Origin of the sequence: Ovoidimarina sediminis, assembly GCF_032586175.1 — a bacterium.
Classification (GTDB): Bacteria; Pseudomonadota; Alphaproteobacteria; order Rhodobacterales; family Rhodobacteraceae; genus Ovoidimarina; species Ovoidimarina sediminis.
This window is the reverse complement of record NZ_JAWHTE010000033.1, coordinates 1-16,440: the sequence shown is the minus strand read 5'-3', so window position 1 is coordinate 16,440 and position 16,440 is coordinate 1. Positions and strand designations below refer to the sequence as shown.

Below are 16,440 nucleotides of genomic sequence, written 5' to 3'. Positions count from 1 at the left end.
GTATGCGGACAATCTATGCGACGGTCAATCCGGCGAAATGTGCGGATCAGTTCCTGCTTTTGCGCCCTGCTCGCGTGTGCGTGTTCCTTGGCAACAAAGCGTGCGACGTGGCCGCGATCCCGGAACTGAAAAAGTTATCGCAACTCAGCGAACAGTGCATCGGGCAAAACACGTTTCAGAAATGCCTTCACGTGAAGCCCCGCGTCAGCCGCCGAGCGCCGCCGCAATCTCGCCGGCCACCTCGTCAATCTCGCCAAGCCCGTTCACAGGCTTCAGATTGCCCTTGGCATAGTAATAGCCGATCAGGGGCGAGGTCTGCTTGTAATAGGCCAGAAGCCGCGTCTTCAGGCTGTCCTCGTTGTCGTCCGCGCGGCGATTGAACTCCGTGCCCCCGCAATTGGTGCACTTGCCATCCGCCGGAATCGGCTTCGTCTCGTCGTTATAGACTTCGCCGCACATCCCGCAGGTTGAGCGCGCGACGATCCGCGCCACCAGCACCTCGTCCTCCACGCGCATCTCGATCACGGCATCAAGGTTTTCGCCATGCCGCTCCAAGAGCGCGCCCAGCGCATCGGCCTGGGCCAGCGTCCGCGGGAACCCGTCGAAGATGAACCCGCCACCCTTCTCGCCTTCGAGCTTTTCCTCGATCAGCCCGATGACGATCTCGTCGGTCACAAGTTCGCCCCGGTCCATGATCCCGGCCACCTTCAGGCCCATCTCCGTGCCAGAGGTCCGCGCCTCGCGCAGCATGTCGCCCGTGCTGAGCTGGATCATCCCCCGCTCGTCCACCAGCTTCCGGGCCTGGGTGCCCTTGCCGGCACCCGGAGGCCCGAGAAGTATGATATTCATCGGCGTGCTGTCCCCTTCCCTGTCTTGCCACGCCGTTTGCCGCGCAGCTGAGACTTCTCAATAAGCCCTTCATACTGATGGGCCAAGAGGTGGGACTGGATTTGTTGAACCGTATCCATGCCGACCGACACGATGATCAGGATGGACGTGCCGCCGAAATAGGCCGTGATCGCAAGGTTGCTCCGCACGACTTCCGGGATCAGGCAGACCAGCGCGAGATAGGCGGAGCCCACCACGAGGATACGGCTGACGACGTAGTCGAGGTATTCCTCGGTCTTCCGGCCCGGCCGGATACCGGGGATAAAGCCGTTCTGGTTCTTCAGGTTGTCGGCCACGTCCTCGGTCTTGAATGACACGTTCGCGGTATAGAAGTAGGTGAAGAACACGATCATCGCGGTGAAGAACACCAGGTAGGCCGGCTGGCCCGGCCCGAAATACGCAAGGATCGTCGACAGGATCGGGTTCGTCGTATTGCCCGAAAACGTGCCGATCGTCGTCGGCAGCAGAAGAAGCGACGACGCGAAGATCGCCGGAATGACGCCCGCGGGGTTCACCTTGATCGGCAGGTGGCTCGACCCGCCATCATACATCTTCATCCCCACCTGGCGGCGCGGATACTGGATATGGATCTTGCGAAGCGCGCGCTCCATGAACACCACGAAGACAAGCGTGGCCAGAAGCATCGCCGTCACCCCGATGATCACGGCAGGCGACAGCGCCCCCGAACGGCCCTGGCTGAAGAACTGCGCCAGCGCCTGCGGAAGTTCGGCGATGATGCCGACGAAGATGATCAGCGAAATGCCGTTGCCGACGCCGCGTGCGGTGATCTGCTCGCCAAGCCACATCAGGAACATCGTGCCGCCCACGAGCGTGATCACCACGGCAGCCCGGAAGAACCAGCCGGGATCGGTCGCAAGCCCGCCGGATTCAAGCGAAACGGCAAGCCCGTAGGCCTGGAACGTCGCCAGCACCACCGTGCCGTAGCGCGTGTACTGGTTCAGCTTCATCCGCCCCTGCTCGCCTTCCTTCTTCAGCTGCTGGAAGGCCGGAAGCATCGCACCCAGAAGCTGCACGATGATCGACGCGGAAATGTACGGCATGATGCCGAGGGCGAAGATGCCCATCCGGCTGATCGCGCCGCCCGTGAACATGTTCAGAACGCCGCCGAGGCCCGCGGCCGCCTGTTCCATGAACTGGCGAAGCTCGTTGCCGTCGATCCCGGGCACCGGAATATAGGTGCCGATCCGGTAGACGATCAGAAGGCCGATCGTGAAGAAGATGCGCTGTCTCAGCTCCGTGGCTTTCCCGAGGGTGCCCCAGCTGATGTTGGCCGCCATCTGCTCTGCTGCTGATGCCATGTGGTCTCTTTCGTGCAAACGCCGCCGAACCGTTTTCCGGTCGGCGGCGCTAGGAAAACTCTGTCAGGATGTAAGGGCCGTGTCCGGCGCCCACAACCTCTTATTCGGCCGCCGACGCAACTGTGACAGTCAGCGAGCCGCCCGCTTTCTCGACCGCCTCGACCGCCGATTTCGACGCGCCGGTCACGGTAAGCTGGATCTTCGCGGTGATTTCGCCCTTCGCCAGCACGCGCACACCGTCTTTCTTGCGGCGCACGAGGCCTGCTTCGACAAGCGCGTCCTCGCCGATCTCGCCGGCCTTCAGCTTCTTCTCGTCGATGAATTTCTGGATCTGGCCGAGGTTCACCACCGCGAAGGATTTGCGGTTCGGCTTGTTGAAGCCGCGCTTCGGCAGCCGCTGGTAAAGCGGCATCTGGCCGCCTTCATAGCCGTTGATCGCCACACCCGAGCGGGATTTCTGGCCCTTGATACCGCGGCCTGCGGTCTTGCCCTTGCCCGAGCCGGGGCCACGGCCCACGCGCTTGGATTTCTTGGCGGCACCCGGATTGTCCGAGAGTTCATTCAGTTTCATGTCGCTTCTCCTTGCCGGAACACCCTCCCGAAGCGATGCGGAGGGGACACGGCGTTTCTTGGTTTGATTTGGGGCCGGTTTGGCCACCGGCGGCGTATAGTGGAAGCAGTCAAACGTGGCAAGGGGCCAATGAAAGATACGGGGAAAGATACGGGCTGCGGCCTTTGTTCACGCGCCGAAAAGCCATCCCCCGGCTCAACCGGCGGCACCGGCTCCGCGCAGACCGGGCCGAAGGTCATCCATCGCCCAGGATCACGACAATTCCGTTGGCGCTCGACGCGGTTTGCGCCGCGCGCGAAGGCCGGAAAACCTGCCCTGCCCCCCGCAACGCCTCCTCGAAAGCGGTGACCCCGTCAGCAGTCACGACGACATTGCCGAACACCACGGCGTCCCCGGGCCGCAAGCCCGCCAGACCGCTCCGATAGATCGGCCGCACCTCCAGATCAGCGGGAACATAGAACAGGTGCGGTCGCTCATAATACCCATTCGACGACGGCCCATCCGTCGGGATCCAGACGTAAATCGCTCCGCCCGTCTCCATCGCAACGGCGCCGGCGTCTGCGAAGAGGCCACGCCACTCCTGATAGGGGGCGGTCTTGTCCAGAACCCGGACGCCGGCAAGCAGGACGGACAGCGCCACATAGACAATAAGCGCCGCCACCACGCCCCCTCTCAGGCGCCGCATCTCCAGCAGGTGCCCCGACACCACCGCGCCCAGAACGGCCGCCAGCGGCACCAGAACGATGAAGTTCCGCTCCGTGCTGACGGGCGTATGAAACGACAGAAGCGACGCGCCCAGAACCACGATCGCATAGGCCAGAAACACCATGGCCGGCTGCGACAGCCGCGCTCTGGGCGTCCGGATCGCCAGGCCGACAATCCCGATCACGCCCAGAACGATGAACGCAAGGTGGATATAGCCGCCGAGGTCTCTGGGCAGGCCGACGGCGAACACGCCGCGCTCCACCACCGGCACCACCGCCCGCATTGCCAAGTATAGCGACTCCACCGGCCCCGCCTCGATCCAGTGCTCCCCTCCAAGCCGGCTTCCAAGCCGGCCGAACAGCAACTGCGACACCGGCCATGCCACGAGGCAGGCAAACACGAGGCCCGGCACAACGCAGGTCCGCCAGCCCCGCGGGCCGTTCCACCACGAAAGGCTCAGAAGCGCGACGGCAAGAAGCGCACCGAAATAATGCGTCAGTCCCAGCGCGACCGCTGCCAGGGGCAGCCAGGGCGAACCGCGCAGAAGCAGGCACACCGAAAGCGTGCTGAGGCAAAGCAGCATCGCATAGGGCCGCGCTTCCTGCGCAAAGTAGAAAAACAGCGGGTGGCTGATCAGAAGGATCATCGCGATCAGGATCTGCCGATCCGGAAACCGCCCCCGGAGCGTCAGAAGGCAGGCAAGCGCCCCGCCCGCCCACAGCGCCGACAGACCGCGTGCCGCCAATTCCGACGTGCCGAAACCCTTCGTCCAGAGCGCAAGCACCGCCGGATAGAGCGGGGTGTGCACATCCTGAAAGGCAAGGCGCAGGGCCTCGCCGAAACCGGCCTGCGCAAAGGATACGGAGATCATTTCGTCAAGCCAGAACGAGTAATCGAGCGCCAGCCCGTATCCCAGACACCCAAGAAAGACGGCGAGGCACAGCGCGAAACCGGCCAGGAGGATGCGATCCACCGGCTCGGAAAGCCTCGCGCGAAAGAGAAAAGCCCCGCCGAAGCGGGGCTTGTCACGATCTTCCTGGGAGAAGGGCCTCAGCCCCGCTCCTCCACGATCTCCACCAGATGGGGGATCGAGTTCACCATTCCGCGCACCGAAGGCGTATCCTCAAGCTCGCGGGTCTTGTGCATCTTGTTAAGCCCGAGGCCGATCAGCGTCTGACGCTGCTTGGCGGGGCGGCGGATCGGCGAACCGATCTGCTTTACGACGATCGTCTTTGCCATGGGTCTCAGGCCTCCTCAGCAACCTGGGTCGACGATTCCGGCGCGTCTTCCCGCTTGGGCAGGATATCGGCCACCTTCTTGCCGCGACGCTGCGCGACCGAACGGGGCGACTGCTCTTTCTGCAGGCCGTCGATCGTGGCGCGGATCATGTTGTAGGGGTTCTGCGAACCCAGCGACTTGGCAACCACGTCCTGAACGCCCAGCATCTCGAACACGGCACGCATAGGACCACCGGCGATGATCCCGGTACCGGCGGGCGCGGTGCGCATCACCACCTTGCCGGCGCCATGACGGCCCTCGACATCGTGGTGCAGCGTGCGGCCCTCGCGCAGCGCAACGCGGATCATCTGCCGCTTCGCCTGCTCGGTCGCCTTGCGGATCGCCTCAGGCACTTCCTTGGCCTTGCCTTTGCCGAAGCCGACACGGCCACGCTGGTCGCCGACCACGACGAGTGCCGCGAAGCCGAAACGCTTGCCGCCCTTCACCGTCTTCGACACCCGGTTGATCGCCACGAGGCGGTCTGCAAATTCCGGAGCTTCCTCGCGTTCGCGGCGGTTGCCCCCTCTCGGTTCTCTGGCCATGTCAGGCCTCCTTTGATCGTGGGCGCTTGCCGCCCGGTATCTTCAACCGCAGTGCCCGTCACGGGCCCCGGTCATCGAAGGTGGGGTGAAACCCCACCCTACAGTGCGTTTGGCGTAGGGTGGGGTTTCACCCCACCATTCACCTCAAAGCTTCAGCCCCGCCTCGCGGGCTGCATCGGCAAGCGCCTTGATCTTGCCGTGGTAGATGAAGCCGCCGCGGTCGAAATAGGCTTCCTCCACGCCCGCCTTCTTGGCGCGCTCGGCGATCGCCTGGCCAACCTTGGCCGCCGCTTCGACGTTGTTCTTGCCGACGATGCCCAGATCCTTCTCGAGAGAAGAGGCCGAGGCCAGGGTCACGCCCTGCACATCGTCGATCAGCTGAACGCTGATGTTCTTGTTCGAACGGTGCACGCTCAGCCGCACGCGGCCTGCGTTCACCTTGCGAAGCTTGTTCCGGACGCGCAGGCGGCGCTTCTGGAACAGTTCCCGTTTGGAAAGTGCCATTTATCCGGTCCTTACTTCTTCTTACCTTCCTTGCGGAAGATGTATTCGTCTTTGTACTTGATGCCCTTGCCCTTGTAGGGCTCCGGCGCGCGCCACTCGCGGATATTCGCCGCGACCTGGCCCACAAGCTGCTGATCGATGCCTTCGACAACGATTTCCGTCTGCTTCGGGCAGGTGACCGTGACGCCCTGCGGCACCTCGAAGTTCACTTCGTGGCTGAGGCCGAGGTTCAGCTTCAGGGTGTTGCCCTGCATCTGGGCCCGGTAGCCGACGCCGTTGATCTCAAGCTCTTTCTTGAAACCTTCGGTCACGCCCTGAACGAGGTTCGCCACCATCGTGCGGGACATCCCCCACTGCTGGCGGGCCCGCTTCGACTTGCCGCGCGGCTCAACCGAAATGACGTTGCCGTCAACGGTGATCGACACGTCATCGGTCGCGGTGAACTCGCGTGCGCCCTTGGGGCCCTTCACCGATACGGTCTGGCCCGAGACAGAGGCTTCGACCCCCGAGGGCAGATCGACCGGCTTCTTACCAATTCGAGACATGGGGATCCCTCCTTAGAAGACCGTGCAAAGGACTTCGCCGCCGACATTGGCCGAACGCGCGGCCTGGTCGGACATGACGCCTTTCGGCGTCGAGACGATCGAAACACCGAGGCCCTGGCGAACCTGCGGAATATCCTTCACACCCATGTAAACGCGACGGCCCGGCTTGGAGACCCGCTTCAGCTCACGAATGACCGGCTCGCCTTCGTAGTACTTCAGCGAAATCTCGATCGCCGGATGGCCATCGGCCCCGGTCGTCTTTTCGTAGCCGCGGATATAGCCTTCGTCCGCCAGCACATCGAGAACCCAGGCGCGCAGTTTCGACGCCGGCGTCACGACAGTGGATTTGCCACGCATCTGCGCATTGCGGATGCGCGTCAGCATATCACCGAGAGGATCGTTCATCTCATACCCTCCTTACCAGCTCGACTTGACCATGCCGGGAACCTGGCCGCTCGAGCCGAGGTCCCGAAGCGCGATCCGCGACATCTTGAGCTTCCGGTAATAGGCGTGCGGACGCCCCGTCAGCTGGCAACGGTTGTGAAGACGGGTGGGAGACGAGTTCCGGGGCAGCTTGGCAAGCTTCAGCCGCGCCTTGAACCGCTCTTCCATCGGCTTCGATTCATCGTTTGCGATTTCCTTCAGCGCCGCGCGCTTGGCGGCATACTGCTCCACCAGCTTCTGGCGCTTCTTCTCGCGTTCGATCATTGCTTTCTTCGCCATGATCCTGATCCTTTAGCTGTTGAACGGCATGTTGAAATGCTTCAACAGCGCCTTGGCCTCCGCATCCGTGGACGCGGTGGTGGTGATTACGATGTCCATGCCCCAGACCTCGTCGACCTTGTCGAAGTCGATCTCGGGGAAGACGATGTGCTCCTTCAGCCCCATGGCATAGTTGCCGCGGCCGTCGAACGACGTTCCCGGCACGCCGCGGAAGTCACGCACGCGCGGCAGCGCGACGGTGACGAGGCGGTCGAGGAAGTCGTACATCCGGTCGCCACGCAGCGTGACCTTGGCGCCAAGCGGCATGTCCTCGCGAACGCGGAAACCGGCGATCGATTTCTTCGCCTTCGTGACGACGGCTTTCTGGCCGGCGATCGCGGTCAGGTCTTCCTGGGCCGATTTCGCTTTCTTGGAGTCCTTCACGGCCTCCGCACCGCAGCCGATGTTCAGAACGATCTTGTCCAGACGCGGGATCTGCATGTCGTTCTTGTAGCCGAACTCTTCTTTCAGAGCGGCGCGCACGGTTTCGGCGTAATGCGACTTCAGCCGCGGGGAGTAGTTCGCAGAATCCAGCATCAGATCACGTCCCCCGTGGTCTTCGCGAACCGCACCTTCTTGCCCTCTTCCATGCGGAAGCCGACGCGGGTGGGTTTGCCGTTGGAATCGACCAGCGCGAGGTTCGACAGGTCAATCGGCATCGCTTTCGGGATGCGGCCGCCCTGGCTGGCCTGGGTCTGGCGGGTGTGGCGGATGGCGATGTTGATGCCGTCCACGATGGCCTTGCCGTCCTTGGGCATCACCTGGGTGATCTCACCCTCCTTGCCCTTGTCGCGGCCGGCCAGCACGACGACCTTGTCGCCCTTTTTCAGTTTCGCAGCCATCAGAGCACCTCCGGCGCAAGCGAAATGATCTTCATGAAGTTCTTGGCGCGAAGCTCGCGCACCACCGGTCCGAAGATCCGGGTGCCGATCGGCTCGCCCGCGTTGTTGAGGATCACGGCGGCGTTCCGGTCGAAGCGGATCGCGGTGCCGTCCTCGCGGCGCACTTCCTTGGCGGTCCGGACGACGACGGCCTTGCGCACGTCACCCTTCTTCACACGGCCGCGCGGGATCGCTTCCTTGACCGACACCACGATGATGTCGCCCACAGAGGCATATTTCCGCTTCGAGCCGCCGAGGACCTTGATGCACTGAACCTTCCGGGCACCGGAATTGTCAGCGACATCCAGATTGGTCTGCATCTGGATCATGTGGTTTCTCCCGACTTCCGGGACCGCCGTGTTCGGACATTGGCCCCGGGGTTTCGATCAAACCGAAAGGTGGGTCGCTTACGCGGTGACCACCTCCCAGCGTTTCGTCTTCGAAATCGGCGCACATTCCTGAATGCGGACGCTGTCGCCGACCTTGAATTCGTTCTTCGGATCGTGCGCGCGGTACTTCTTCGACGCGCGGACGGTCTTCTTCATCATCGGATGCGTGTAACGGCGCTCGACCAGAACCGTGACGGTCTGATCGTTCTTGTCGCTGGTCACGGTGCCTTGAAGGATACGCTTCGGCATGGCTTCAGGCCTCCGACTGGGCGGCTGCGGCCGCTTTTTCGTTCAGGATGGTCTTCACCCGCGCGGTATCCCGGCGCACCTTGCGCATGCGGGCGGTGTTTTCCAGCTGATTCGTGGCCTGCTGGAAGCGCAGGTTGAAGCTTTCTTTCTTCAGATCCGCAAGCTGCGTGCGCAGCTCGTCGGGCGTCTTGTTACGCAATTCGTTGGCGTCCATCGCCATAGTCCTTTCAACAATCGCCGGAGGGCCCGATGCAGTTGCCTGCGGGTCACCCTGATTCCGGCGGAGATCCGTGGATGAGCGGGCCGTATAGGCCCTGAAAATCCACTTGGCAAGCCTTCTTCTTCAGGAAAAAGCGCCGCTATCCCCAGGCGTAGTTGAAACTCACCGAAATCCGCTCTTCCTCTGCCATGTTCATCGGCACCTCGTGCCGAAGCCAGCTTTCCCAGAGAAGCACGTCCCCCACCTCCGGCTGCACATAGACGAACTGCCGTAAACCGTCCCGCGCCTCCTTCACGCGGGGCGGCGCGGCCATCATCATCTGAAGCCGCGGGTCCTCGAACTTGATCGCGCTCGTGCCCTCCGGCATCGCCACATAGGTCGTGCCAGAGATCACCGAATGCGGGTGGATATGCGCGGTATGAATGCCGCCTTCCGGCAGGATGTTGATCCAGAGATCCTCGAGCTTCAGCGCCTTGTCGCCTAGATCGAACTGCAGATCCTTCGCAAAGGCCGCCACATGCTCGTCCAGGCACGCCTTGAGCGCGGCGAAGATCGGAAACCGCCAGGGCAGATCGGTCAGCGACGCGTAGGAGGTATAGCCGGGATACCCCTCGGCCTCGCACCAGTCCTGCCCCGCCTCGTCATCCTCGGCGATCGACAGGCACGAGGCTTCAAGCTCCCCACCCTCGATCGCCGGGCCAAGCTCGGCAAGGCGGGCACGGTAGAGCGGTGTGACGAAGAGATCGCGCAAATCAGCCATGCCCTGCGTCTACACCACTGGCAGGAAAGCGACTAGCCCGGGTGGGCGCGGCCTCTTACATCCGGGCCAGCCCCATCCCGATAAAGATCATCAGCATCAGCGCTGCGAAAAGGATCGTCACTAGCGTGATCGACAACCGCGCAAAGGCGGGCAAGCCGGTCTTGTCCATCTGCATCAGGCTCACACCCCTCGGCTTGTAGCGCAAAGCGACAATCCAGAACGGCGCCTGAAGGATGACCAGCAGAAGAAGCCAGGGATCCATCCAGTCGGGAACCCTGACGAAGCCCCAGTTGAACGCCAGCGCCGGATTGGCAAAGGCCAGGACGCAGATCGGGGCAAGCAAAGCAATGTGTTTCATATCTCTCATGACAGGACTGCATCACGCGCACTTCGTTTCGGTCAACCATGACGCGAGCCCGCCGAAACACACGTATCCCACAGCGTTGCAGCGGCGCATCAACGGAAAGCGGTGGCCTTGGCGGCCGGGATCGAAGACGCGGCCAGACCGGGTGGTACCCGACCCTGGGAGGGCGCGGCACGACGAGCGAACGGCGCGCTTTATGTCTCAAACCCGCATGAGGCTCCGCGGGAAAGCCAACGTCGCAACGCGCCCTCCCGCCCCAAAGGTCGGGCGCCGCCCGGTCTGGCCGCCCGGGCGAAACAGGAACTCAACGTTCTCTAAAAGTAGAGGTCCCGGTGCATCCCATCGTATCTGCCGGACTTGAGGCAGCATAGCTTGAAGATCTTTCCGGAACCGCAGGGGCACGGATCACGCCTGCCAAGCTTTTCCACGAGATCGACATCGCCCATGCACCAATCGGTACCCCGTCTTTACCCGGGTCTCGGACGGGTAGGATTTGCGACGCTTAGAGATCGGCTCGAAAGGATGCCCGGTCTTCGGGTTTGATGCGCTTGGCCATATCACCCTCCATCGGTTGGCAGGAGGGTCGGATTACAACCGAAACACCGGCCAAGCAAGAGAAAGCCCCCGCCGATCACCCGGCGGGGGCCCTTCAACTTTCACCGGGTGCCGGCCGCGGCGATTGCGTTGCAATCGCCTGTGCCGCACTCGATCATTGGTGTCACCAATCCTCGCGAACCACCGTCCGTGTCTTCACCGGCAGCTTCATCGCCGCCAGGCGCAGCGCCTCGCGGGCCACGCTGTCGGCCACGCCGTCGATCTCGAACATGATCCGGCCGGGCTTCACCTTCGCCGCCCAACGGTCGACGGAACCCTTACCTTTACCCATCCGCACTTCGATCGGCTTCGCGGTGATCGGCGTGTCGGGGAAGATCCGGATCCAGACCCGGCCCTGACGCTTCATGTGGCGCGTCATGGCCCGGCGGGCGGCTTCGATCTGGCGCGCGGTGACGCGCTCGGGCTCCACCGCTTTCAGGCCGTAGGTGCCGAAGTTCAGGGTCGAGCCGCCTTTGGCCTCGCCCCGGATCCGGCCCTTGTGCATCTTCCGGAATTTCGTGCGCTTTGGTTGCAGCATCTTACTTGCTCCTTAATTCCGGCGGCCGCCGCCACCCGCACCGCGGGGGGCCGGACCGTCCTGAAGCTCCTGCTGGCGACGGTCACGGGCACTGGGATCGTGCTCCATGATCTCGCCTTTGAAGATCCAGACCTTGATGCCGATGATGCCATAGGGCGTCATCGCTTCGGCCAGGGCGTAATCGATATCGGCGCGCAGGGTGTGAAGCGGCACGCGGCCCTCGCGGTACCATTCGGTCCGCGCGATTTCCGCGCCGCCCAGACGGCCCGCCACGTTCACACGGATGCCGAGGGCCCCCATGCGCATCGCGTTCTGCACCGCCCGCTTCATCGCGCGGCGGAAGCTGACCCGGCGCTCCAGCTGCTGGGCGATGCTCTCGGCCACCAGCTGCGCGTCAAGCTCGGGCTTCCGAACCTCGACGATGTTGAGGTGCAGTTCGCTGTCGGTCATCGCGGCCAGCTTCTTGCGGAGAACTTCGATATCCGCGCCTTTCTTGCCGATGATGACGCCGGGGCGCGCGGTGTGGATCGTGACCCGGCACTTCTTGTGCGGGCGCTCGATGATCACCTTCGAAACACCGGCCTGCTTGCATTCTTCCTTGATGAACTCGCGGATTTTCACGTCTTCCAGAAGAAGATCGCCGTAATCCTTCGTGTCCGCGTACCAGCGGCTGTCCCAGGTGCGGTTGACCTGAAGGCGCATGCCGATCGGATTGACTTTCTGACCCATCAGGCCTGCTCCTCAACTTGACGCACCTTGATCGTGAGTTCCGAGAACGGCTTGTTGATCCGGCCGAAGCGGCCGCGTGCGCGCGGCTTGCCGCGCTTCATCACAAGGTTCTTGCCGACCCAGGCCTCGGCCACGATCAGCTCGTCCACGTCCAGGTTGTGGTTGTTCTCGGCATTCGCGATGGCCGACTGAAGGCATTTCTTCACGTCTTCCGCGATCCGCTTCTTCGAGAAGGTGAGGTCGCTCAGCGCCTTGTCCACCTTCTTGCCGCGGATCATCGCAGCCACGAGGTTCAGCTTCTGGGGCGAGGTGCGCAGCATGCGCGCTTTCGCCATCGCTTCGTTCTCCGCCACGCGGCGGGGATTCTTATCCTTGCCCATGGCTTACTTCCTCTTCGCTTTCTTGTCGGCGGCGTGCCCGTAATAGGTCCGCGTCGGGCTGTATTCGCCGAACTTCTGGCCGATCATGTCTTCCGACACCGAAACGGGAATGTGCTTCTGCCCGTTATAGACGCCGAAGGTGAGGCCCACGAACTGGGGCAGGATGGTGGAGCGGCGCGACCAGATCTTGATCACGTCGTTGCGGCCCGACTCGCGGGCCTTCTCGGCCTTTTTGAGGACGTAGGAGTCGACAAAGGGGCCTTTCCAAACAGAGCGTGCCATGTCTTAGCGGCCCTTCTTCCTGGCGTGACGCGAGCGGATGATCAGCTTCGACGACGCCTTGTTCTTGTTGCGGGTGCGCGCACCCTTCGTCGGCTTGCCCCAGGGCGTCACCGGGTGGCGGCCACCCGAGGTCCGGCCCTCACCGCCACCATGCGGGTGGTCGATCGGGTTCATGACGACGCCGCGCACGCTCGGCCGCTTGCCGAGGTTGCGGTTGCGGCCCGCCTTGCCGAGGTTCTGGTTCGAGTTGTCGGGGTTCGACACGGCGCCGACCGTGGCCATGCACTCCTGGCGCACCATGCGAAGCTCGCCCGACGACAGCCGGATCTGCGCATAACCGCCATCACGGCCGACGAACTGGGCATAGGTGCCCGCGGCGCGTGCGATCTGGCCGCCCTTGCCGGGCTTCATCTCGATGTTGTGGACGATCGTGCCGATCGGCATGCCCGAGAACGGCATCGCGTTGCCGGGTTTCACGTCGACCTTTTCGCCCGAAATGATCTTGTCGCCCACCGCCAGACGCTGGGGGGCGAGAATATAGGCCTGCTCGCCATCCTGGTACTGGATGAGCGCGATGAAGGCGGTCCGGTTCGGGTCATATTCAATGCGCGCGACGACCGCTTCCATGTCGTGCTTGGTGCGCTTGAAGTCGACGATACGATAAAGACGCTTCGCCCCGCCGCCCTTGCGGCGCATCGTGATCCGTCCGGTGTTGTTCCGGCCACCGTTCTTGGTCAAACCCTCGGTGAGGGCTTTGACCGGACGGCCTTTCCAAAGCTCCGAACGGTCGATCAGAACCAGCCCGCGCTGGCCAGGCGTCGTCGGTTTGTACGACTTGAGTGCCATGCTTTCTGTCTTCCGTTTGCTTCGCGCCGGGTGGAAACCCGGCTTTTCTGTTTAGGAGGCCCCTTCCGGGTCCCCGGGTAGAAATGGGCAAAGCCCAAAAATCAGCACCCCGGACGAATCCGGGGTGGCTGGTGTGGGGCGTATAAGGGAATGGGGATTGGGTGGCAAGGGAGTTGATCTGCCGACAGCGCCAAATTCGCAGGCAATGGCAACGAACCTGCCGCACCACGCTATTCCACCGACCGCGGCGCGGTTTCCCCCCACCTGCTCACGCCCCCCCCCGTAGGCCGGGCTTCAGCCCGGCACCCCACCCCGCTTCCACGCATCACCGGCGGCAGGCCCCCTTCAGCCGTCCATCACGATATCCGCCCCAACCTTGACTCCCCTCCGCCACCACAGGCACTCTTCTGCCCGTAGTGCAACAAGCGGTGTCCCGACGTCCGATGGCCTTTTCCCGATCCCCCGCCCTTCTCGCCGCCTGCGCCTCCCTCGCCGTCCCGCTTCTCCTGCTCACGGCACATCCCGCCGGGGCCCAGGCCGCCTGCCTCAAGAAGGTCGATGTCGGCGAAGGCGCCAATGTCCTGCTCCAGAACGTCTGCAACCGGGGTGTCGTCTTCTCCTACCATGGCGGCAACTCCCAGTGCCGCTTCGGTGCGGGCGGCAAGCGCTATCCCTGCCAGGATCGGGTCTCCGCAGGGCGCTCCACCCGGATCAGCGTCGTCCAGGGCGCGGGCCGCATCAACTGGACGGCCTGCTATTACGACGAATGGGCCGGCGGCCGCTGCCGGCTCGAGTAACCACCAGTTCGAACAAAGCCCAAAACGAAAAAGGGCGCGCCAGCCGGCGCACCCTCATCCCGTCCGAATGACGCCCGGGCTCAGAGGCCCGTGGTCACGTCGATCGTGTTGCCCTCTTCGAGCGTCACGTAAGCCTTCTTCACGTCGGCCCGGCGGCCCTTCTGGCCGCGGAACCGCTTGACCTTGCCTTTCGAGATCGTCGTGTTCACGGCCTTCACCTTGACGCCGAACAGCGCCTCGACCGCATCCTTGATCTCGGGCTTGGTGGAGCCCATCGCAACTTCGAAGACAACCGCGCCGTTTTCCGAGGCCATGGTGGCCTTCTCGGTGATGATCGGCTTGCGGATCACATCGTACTGTTCCGGCTTCGCACTCATTTCAGTCGAGCCTCCAGAGCTTCGACACCCGCCTTCGTGATCACCAGCGTGTCACGCTTGAGGATGTCATAGACATTGGCGCCCTGGCTCGGCAGCACATCGAGGCCCTCGATGTTCGCCGCCGCACGGGCGAAGTTCTCGTTGATCTCGGCGCCGTCGATGATCAGCGCGCGCTTCCAGCCGAGGTCCCGCACCTGCTTGGCAAGCGCCCCCGTCTTCGGCTCCTTCGCCTCCGCGGCGTCGAGAATGACGATCTCGCCCGCCTTCGCCTTCGCCGAAAGCGCGTGCTTCAGGCCCAGCTTGCGGAACTTCTTCGTCAGGTCGTGCGCGTGGCTCCGGGGCGTCGGGCCCTTGTAGACGCCACCCTTGCGGAAGATCGGCGCGTTCCGGTCGCCGTGGCGTGCGCCGCCGGTGCCCTTCTGGCGATAGATCTTCTTGGTGGAATAGCTCGTCTCGGAGCGCGTCTTCACCTTGTGCGTGCCGGACTGCGCCTTGTTGCGCTGCCAGCGGACGACGCGGTGCAGAATGTCGGCGCGGGGCTCGAGGCCGAAGATGTCGTCCCCGAGATCGACCGAACCGGCCTTGCCGCCGTCCAGCTTGATCACGTCGAATTTCATTCTTCACCGTCCTTCTTCTCGGCCTCGGGGGCGTCGCCACCCTCGGCATCCTTGTCCGCGGCGATCTCGGCCTCGGCCTCCTTCAGCGCGGCCTCTTCGGCTGCGGCCTGCTCGGCGGCCAGGCGTTCCGCTTCCGCCTCGGCCTCGGCGGCGGCGGCCGCTGCGGCTTCCTCGGCGGCCTTCGCGGCAGCTTCGGCATCCGATTTCAGCGCGGCGGGCAGAATCACGTTTTCCGGAACCGGCTTCTTCACCGCGTCCTTCAGCGTCACCCAGCCACCTTTCGATCCGGGCACGGCGCCCTTGACCATGATCAGGCCACGGTCGGCATCGGTGCGCACGACCTGCAGGTTCTGCGTGGTCACCCGCGCGGCCCCCATGTGGCCGGCCATCTTCTTGCCCTTGAACACGCGGCCCGGGTCCTGACACTGGCCCGTGGAGCCGTGCGAGCGGTGGCTGATCGACACACCGTGCGACGCGCGCAGGCCGCCGAAGTTGTGCCGCTTCATCGCACCGGCAAAACCCTTACCGATCGAAACGCCCGTCACATCGACGTACTGGCCTTCGAAATAGTGGTTCGCGGTGATCTCTTCGCCCACTTCGATCAGGTTTTCCGGGTCCACCCGGAATTCCGCGATCTTCCGCTTCGGCTCAACCTTCGCGGCGGCGAAATGGCCACGCATGGCCTTCGAGGTCCGCTTGGCCTTGGCCGAACCGGCGCCCAGCTGAACGGCCGAATAGCCGTCAAGTTCCGGGGTCCGCTTCGCCACGACCTGCAGCTTGTCGAGCTGCAGAACCGTCACCGGCACCTGCTTGCCGTCTTCCTGGAAGATCCGGGTCATCCCGACCTTCTTTGCAATCACGCCCGAGCGCAACATGGCTGTCACCTCCTCAGACCTTGATTTCGACGTCGACACCGGCGGCCAGGTCGAGCTTCATCAGCGCGTCCACGGTCTGCGGCGTCGGATCGACGATGTCGAGAAGACGCTTGTGCGTCCGGATCTCGAACTGGTCGCGCGATTTCTTGTCGATATGCGGACCACGGAGAACCGTGAACTTCTCGATGTTGTTCGGCAGCGGAATGGGGCCGCGCACGGTGGCGCCGGTCCGCTTGGCGGTGTTCACGATTTCCTGCGTGCTTGCGTCAAGCACGCGGTAATCGAAGGCCTTGAGCCTGATCCGGATGTTCTGGCTGGCAATCGCCATGAGATGAGCCTTTCACGTTGAGAGGTGAACCCCGGATCGGATCCGGCGCCCACGTCGAACTTCGTTTTTCCTATCGTGGGCCGGGCGGATGCCCGGCCTA

Annotated in this window: 28 protein-coding genes; 1 reads left to right on the top strand and 27 read right to left on the bottom strand. The window is 63.4% G+C overall.

The window, feature by feature from the left end; all coding sequences use genetic code 11:
* Window positions 1-204: 204 nt before the first annotated feature.
* From RXV90_RS23295 to rplB, 23 genes are all read right to left on the bottom strand, one after another.
* Window positions 205-849 (bottom strand): adenylate kinase, encoded by a 645-nt coding sequence (locus RXV90_RS23295; protein WP_316652357.1) that lies wholly within the window; start codon window positions 847-849, stop codon window positions 205-207.
* Window positions 846-2,207 (bottom strand): preprotein translocase subunit SecY, encoded by a 1,362-nt coding sequence (gene secY, locus RXV90_RS23290; protein WP_316652355.1) that lies wholly within the window; start codon window positions 2,205-2,207, stop codon window positions 846-848. Before secY ends, RXV90_RS23295 begins: the two co-directional genes overlap by 4 nt.
* A 100-nt stretch (window positions 2,208-2,307) precedes the next feature.
* A complete protein-coding gene (gene rplO / locus RXV90_RS23285; protein WP_316652353.1) occupies window positions 2,308-2,778 on the bottom strand; it encodes a 50S ribosomal protein L15 in 471 nt (156 codons plus the stop codon).
* A 235-nt stretch (window positions 2,779-3,013) separates the two neighbouring features.
* Window positions 3,014-4,456, bottom strand: coding sequence for a glycosyltransferase family 39 protein (locus RXV90_RS23280; protein WP_316652351.1), 1,443 nt, complete (start codon window positions 4,454-4,456; stop codon window positions 3,014-3,016).
* A gap of 77 nt (window positions 4,457-4,533) precedes the next feature.
* Complete coding sequence (gene rpmD, locus RXV90_RS23275; protein ID WP_096806461.1) at window positions 4,534-4,722, bottom strand: 50S ribosomal protein L30; 189 nt, start codon at window positions 4,720-4,722, stop codon at window positions 4,534-4,536.
* A 5-nt stretch (window positions 4,723-4,727) separates the two neighbouring features.
* Window positions 4,728-5,303 carry a 30S ribosomal protein S5 gene (gene rpsE / locus RXV90_RS23270; protein ID WP_316652347.1) on the bottom strand — a complete coding sequence of 192 codons (576 nt, stop codon included), beginning with the start codon at window positions 5,301-5,303 and terminating at the stop codon, window positions 4,728-4,730.
* 144 nt (window positions 5,304-5,447) lie between these two features.
* On the bottom strand, window positions 5,448-5,807 hold the full coding sequence (rplR, locus tag RXV90_RS23265) for a 50S ribosomal protein L18 (protein ID WP_316652344.1): 360 nt from the start codon (window positions 5,805-5,807) through the stop codon (window positions 5,448-5,450).
* 11 nt (window positions 5,808-5,818) lie between these two features.
* The gene (gene rplF, locus RXV90_RS23260) at window positions 5,819-6,352 is read right to left on the bottom strand and encodes a 50S ribosomal protein L6 (protein ID WP_316652343.1); all 534 of its coding nucleotides are present in this window, start codon (window positions 6,350-6,352) and stop codon (window positions 5,819-5,821) included.
* Window positions 6,353-6,364: 12 nt separating this feature from the next.
* Window positions 6,365-6,757, bottom strand: a complete 393-nt coding sequence (gene rpsH, locus RXV90_RS23255; protein ID WP_316652341.1) for a 30S ribosomal protein S8 — start codon at window positions 6,755-6,757, stop codon at window positions 6,365-6,367.
* Between the two features lie 12 nt (window positions 6,758-6,769).
* A complete protein-coding gene (rpsN, locus tag RXV90_RS23250) occupies window positions 6,770-7,075 on the bottom strand; it encodes a 30S ribosomal protein S14 (protein ID WP_316652339.1) in 306 nt (101 codons plus the stop codon).
* Window positions 7,076-7,087: 12 nt separating this feature from the next.
* On the bottom strand, window positions 7,088-7,651 hold the full coding sequence (gene rplE, locus RXV90_RS23245; protein ID WP_316652338.1) for a 50S ribosomal protein L5: 564 nt from the start codon (window positions 7,649-7,651) through the stop codon (window positions 7,088-7,090).
* Complete coding sequence (rplX, locus tag RXV90_RS23240) at window positions 7,651-7,956, bottom strand: 50S ribosomal protein L24 (protein WP_316652335.1); 306 nt, start codon at window positions 7,954-7,956, stop codon at window positions 7,651-7,653. Before rplX ends, rplE begins: the two co-directional genes overlap by 1 nt.
* Window positions 7,956-8,324: a 50S ribosomal protein L14 gene (gene rplN / locus RXV90_RS23235; RefSeq protein WP_085793564.1), complete on the bottom strand. Its 369-nt coding sequence runs from the start codon at window positions 8,322-8,324 to the stop codon at window positions 7,956-7,958. The genes rplX and rplN overlap by 1 nt, the downstream gene beginning before the upstream one ends.
* A gap of 78 nt (window positions 8,325-8,402) precedes the next feature.
* Complete coding sequence (gene rpsQ, locus RXV90_RS23230) at window positions 8,403-8,633, bottom strand: 30S ribosomal protein S17 (protein ID WP_316652331.1); 231 nt, start codon at window positions 8,631-8,633, stop codon at window positions 8,403-8,405.
* A gap of 4 nt (window positions 8,634-8,637) precedes the next feature.
* Window positions 8,638-8,847, bottom strand: coding sequence for a 50S ribosomal protein L29 (rpmC, locus tag RXV90_RS23225; RefSeq protein ID WP_316652425.1), 210 nt, complete (start codon window positions 8,845-8,847; stop codon window positions 8,638-8,640).
* Between the two features lie 145 nt (window positions 8,848-8,992).
* Window positions 8,993-9,613, bottom strand: a complete 621-nt coding sequence (locus RXV90_RS23220; protein ID WP_316652329.1) for a 2OG-Fe(II) oxygenase family protein — start codon at window positions 9,611-9,613, stop codon at window positions 8,993-8,995.
* Window positions 9,614-9,668: 55 nt separating this feature from the next.
* Window positions 9,669-9,980: a hypothetical protein gene (locus RXV90_RS23215; protein ID WP_316652327.1), complete on the bottom strand. Its 312-nt coding sequence runs from the start codon at window positions 9,978-9,980 to the stop codon at window positions 9,669-9,671.
* 311 nt (window positions 9,981-10,291) lie between these two features.
* Window positions 10,292-10,423, bottom strand: a complete 132-nt coding sequence (locus RXV90_RS25905; protein ID WP_410482397.1) for an SEC-C metal-binding domain-containing protein — start codon at window positions 10,421-10,423, stop codon at window positions 10,292-10,294.
* A gap of 272 nt (window positions 10,424-10,695) precedes the next feature.
* Window positions 10,696-11,109 carry a 50S ribosomal protein L16 gene (gene rplP, locus RXV90_RS23210; protein ID WP_316652325.1) on the bottom strand — a complete coding sequence of 138 codons (414 nt, stop codon included), beginning with the start codon at window positions 11,107-11,109 and terminating at the stop codon, window positions 10,696-10,698.
* A 12-nt stretch (window positions 11,110-11,121) separates the two neighbouring features.
* On the bottom strand, window positions 11,122-11,838 hold the full coding sequence (rpsC, locus tag RXV90_RS23205) for a 30S ribosomal protein S3 (RefSeq protein WP_316652323.1): 717 nt from the start codon (window positions 11,836-11,838) through the stop codon (window positions 11,122-11,124).
* On the bottom strand, window positions 11,838-12,218 hold the full coding sequence (gene rplV, locus RXV90_RS23200; RefSeq protein WP_316652322.1) for a 50S ribosomal protein L22: 381 nt from the start codon (window positions 12,216-12,218) through the stop codon (window positions 11,838-11,840). The genes rpsC and rplV overlap by 1 nt, the downstream gene beginning before the upstream one ends.
* Window positions 12,219-12,221: 3 nt before the next feature.
* Window positions 12,222-12,500 carry a 30S ribosomal protein S19 gene (gene rpsS / locus RXV90_RS23195; protein ID WP_316652321.1) on the bottom strand — a complete coding sequence of 93 codons (279 nt, stop codon included), beginning with the start codon at window positions 12,498-12,500 and terminating at the stop codon, window positions 12,222-12,224.
* A gap of 3 nt (window positions 12,501-12,503) precedes the next feature.
* Entirely contained in the window at window positions 12,504-13,346 is an 843-nt protein-coding gene (rplB, locus tag RXV90_RS23190; RefSeq protein ID WP_316652319.1) for a 50S ribosomal protein L2, read from the bottom strand.
* Between the two features lie 443 nt (window positions 13,347-13,789).
* On the opposite strand from rplB, the gene RXV90_RS23185 reads away from it, so the two are divergent.
* Window positions 13,790-14,143 (top strand): hypothetical protein, encoded by a 354-nt coding sequence (locus RXV90_RS23185; protein ID WP_316652317.1) that lies wholly within the window; start codon window positions 13,790-13,792, stop codon window positions 14,141-14,143.
* Between the two features lie 80 nt (window positions 14,144-14,223).
* Here the strand turns inward: RXV90_RS23185 and RXV90_RS23180 are convergent, their stop codons facing one another.
* From RXV90_RS23180 to rpsJ, 4 genes are read right to left on the bottom strand one after another with little or no spacing between them, the layout of a single operon-like run.
* Complete coding sequence (locus RXV90_RS23180) at window positions 14,224-14,520, bottom strand: 50S ribosomal protein L23 (protein ID WP_316652315.1); 297 nt, start codon at window positions 14,518-14,520, stop codon at window positions 14,224-14,226.
* Entirely contained in the window at window positions 14,517-15,137 is a 621-nt protein-coding gene (gene rplD / locus RXV90_RS23175) for a 50S ribosomal protein L4 (protein ID WP_316652313.1), read from the bottom strand. The genes RXV90_RS23180 and rplD overlap by 4 nt, the downstream gene beginning before the upstream one ends.
* Entirely contained in the window at window positions 15,134-16,012 is an 879-nt protein-coding gene (gene rplC / locus RXV90_RS23170; RefSeq protein WP_316652311.1) for a 50S ribosomal protein L3, read from the bottom strand. Before rplC ends, rplD begins: the two co-directional genes overlap by 4 nt.
* A 13-nt stretch (window positions 16,013-16,025) precedes the next feature.
* Window positions 16,026-16,334, bottom strand: coding sequence for a 30S ribosomal protein S10 (rpsJ, locus tag RXV90_RS23165; RefSeq protein WP_316652423.1), 309 nt, complete (start codon window positions 16,332-16,334; stop codon window positions 16,026-16,028).
* Between the last annotated feature and the right edge of the window lie 106 nt (window positions 16,335-16,440).

Coding starts and splice junctions, on each gene's coding strand:
- rpmD (WP_096806461.1), bottom strand. CDS start 4,722: ATGGCAAAGACGATCGTCGTAAAGCAGATCGGTTCGCCGATCCGCCGC.
- rplV (WP_316652322.1), bottom strand. CDS start 12,218: ATGGGCAAGGATAAGAATCCCCGCCGCGTGGCGGAGAACGAAGCGATG.
- rpsH (WP_316652341.1), bottom strand. CDS start 6,757: ATGAACGATCCTCTCGGTGATATGCTGACGCGCATCCGCAATGCGCAG.
- rplC (WP_316652311.1), bottom strand. CDS start 16,012: ATGTTGCGCTCGGGCGTGATTGCAAAGAAGGTCGGGATGACCCGGATC.
- rplN (WP_085793564.1), bottom strand. CDS start 8,324: ATGATCCAGATGCAGACCAATCTGGATGTCGCTGACAATTCCGGTGCC.
- rpsQ (WP_316652331.1), bottom strand. CDS start 8,633: ATGCCGAAGCGTATCCTTCAAGGCACCGTGACCAGCGACAAGAACGAT.
- rplE (WP_316652338.1), bottom strand. CDS start 7,651: ATGCTGGATTCTGCGAACTACTCCCCGCGGCTGAAGTCGCATTACGCC.
- rplP (WP_316652325.1), bottom strand. CDS start 11,109: ATGCTGCAACCAAAGCGCACGAAATTCCGGAAGATGCACAAGGGCCGG.
- RXV90_RS23180 (WP_316652315.1), bottom strand. CDS start 14,520: ATGAGTGCGAAGCCGGAACAGTACGATGTGATCCGCAAGCCGATCATC.
- RXV90_RS23185 (WP_316652317.1), top strand. CDS start 13,790: ATGGCCTTTTCCCGATCCCCCGCCCTTCTCGCCGCCTGCGCCTCCCTC.
- RXV90_RS23215 (WP_316652327.1), bottom strand. CDS start 9,980: ATGAGAGATATGAAACACATTGCTTTGCTTGCCCCGATCTGCGTCCTG.
- rplB (WP_316652319.1), bottom strand. CDS start 13,346: ATGGCACTCAAGTCGTACAAACCGACGACGCCTGGCCAGCGCGGGCTG.
- rpmC (WP_316652425.1), bottom strand. CDS start 8,847: ATGGACGCCAACGAATTGCGTAACAAGACGCCCGACGAGCTGCGCACG.
- rpsC (WP_316652323.1), bottom strand. CDS start 11,838: ATGGGTCAGAAAGTCAATCCGATCGGCATGCGCCTTCAGGTCAACCGC.
- rpsN (WP_316652339.1), bottom strand. CDS start 7,075: ATGGCGAAGAAAGCAATGATCGAACGCGAGAAGAAGCGCCAGAAGCTG.
- rpsS (WP_316652321.1), bottom strand. CDS start 12,500: ATGGCACGCTCTGTTTGGAAAGGCCCCTTTGTCGACTCCTACGTCCTC.
- RXV90_RS23220 (WP_316652329.1), bottom strand. CDS start 9,613: ATGGCTGATTTGCGCGATCTCTTCGTCACACCGCTCTACCGTGCCCGC.
- rplF (WP_316652343.1), bottom strand. CDS start 6,352: ATGTCTCGAATTGGTAAGAAGCCGGTCGATCTGCCCTCGGGGGTCGAA.
- RXV90_RS23295 (WP_316652357.1), bottom strand. CDS start 849: ATGAATATCATACTTCTCGGGCCTCCGGGTGCCGGCAAGGGCACCCAG.
- rplD (WP_316652313.1), bottom strand. CDS start 15,137: ATGAAATTCGACGTGATCAAGCTGGACGGCGGCAAGGCCGGTTCGGTC.
- rplR (WP_316652344.1), bottom strand. CDS start 5,807: ATGGCACTTTCCAAACGGGAACTGTTCCAGAAGCGCCGCCTGCGCGTC.
- rplX (WP_316652335.1), bottom strand. CDS start 7,956: ATGGCTGCGAAACTGAAAAAGGGCGACAAGGTCGTCGTGCTGGCCGGC.
- rpsE (WP_316652347.1), bottom strand. CDS start 5,303: ATGGCCAGAGAACCGAGAGGGGGCAACCGCCGCGAACGCGAGGAAGCT.
- RXV90_RS25905 (WP_410482397.1), bottom strand. CDS start 10,423: ATGGGCGATGTCGATCTCGTGGAAAAGCTTGGCAGGCGTGATCCGTGC.
- rplO (WP_316652353.1), bottom strand. CDS start 2,778: ATGAAACTGAATGAACTCTCGGACAATCCGGGTGCCGCCAAGAAATCC.
- secY (WP_316652355.1), bottom strand. CDS start 2,207: ATGGCATCAGCAGCAGAGCAGATGGCGGCCAACATCAGCTGGGGCACC.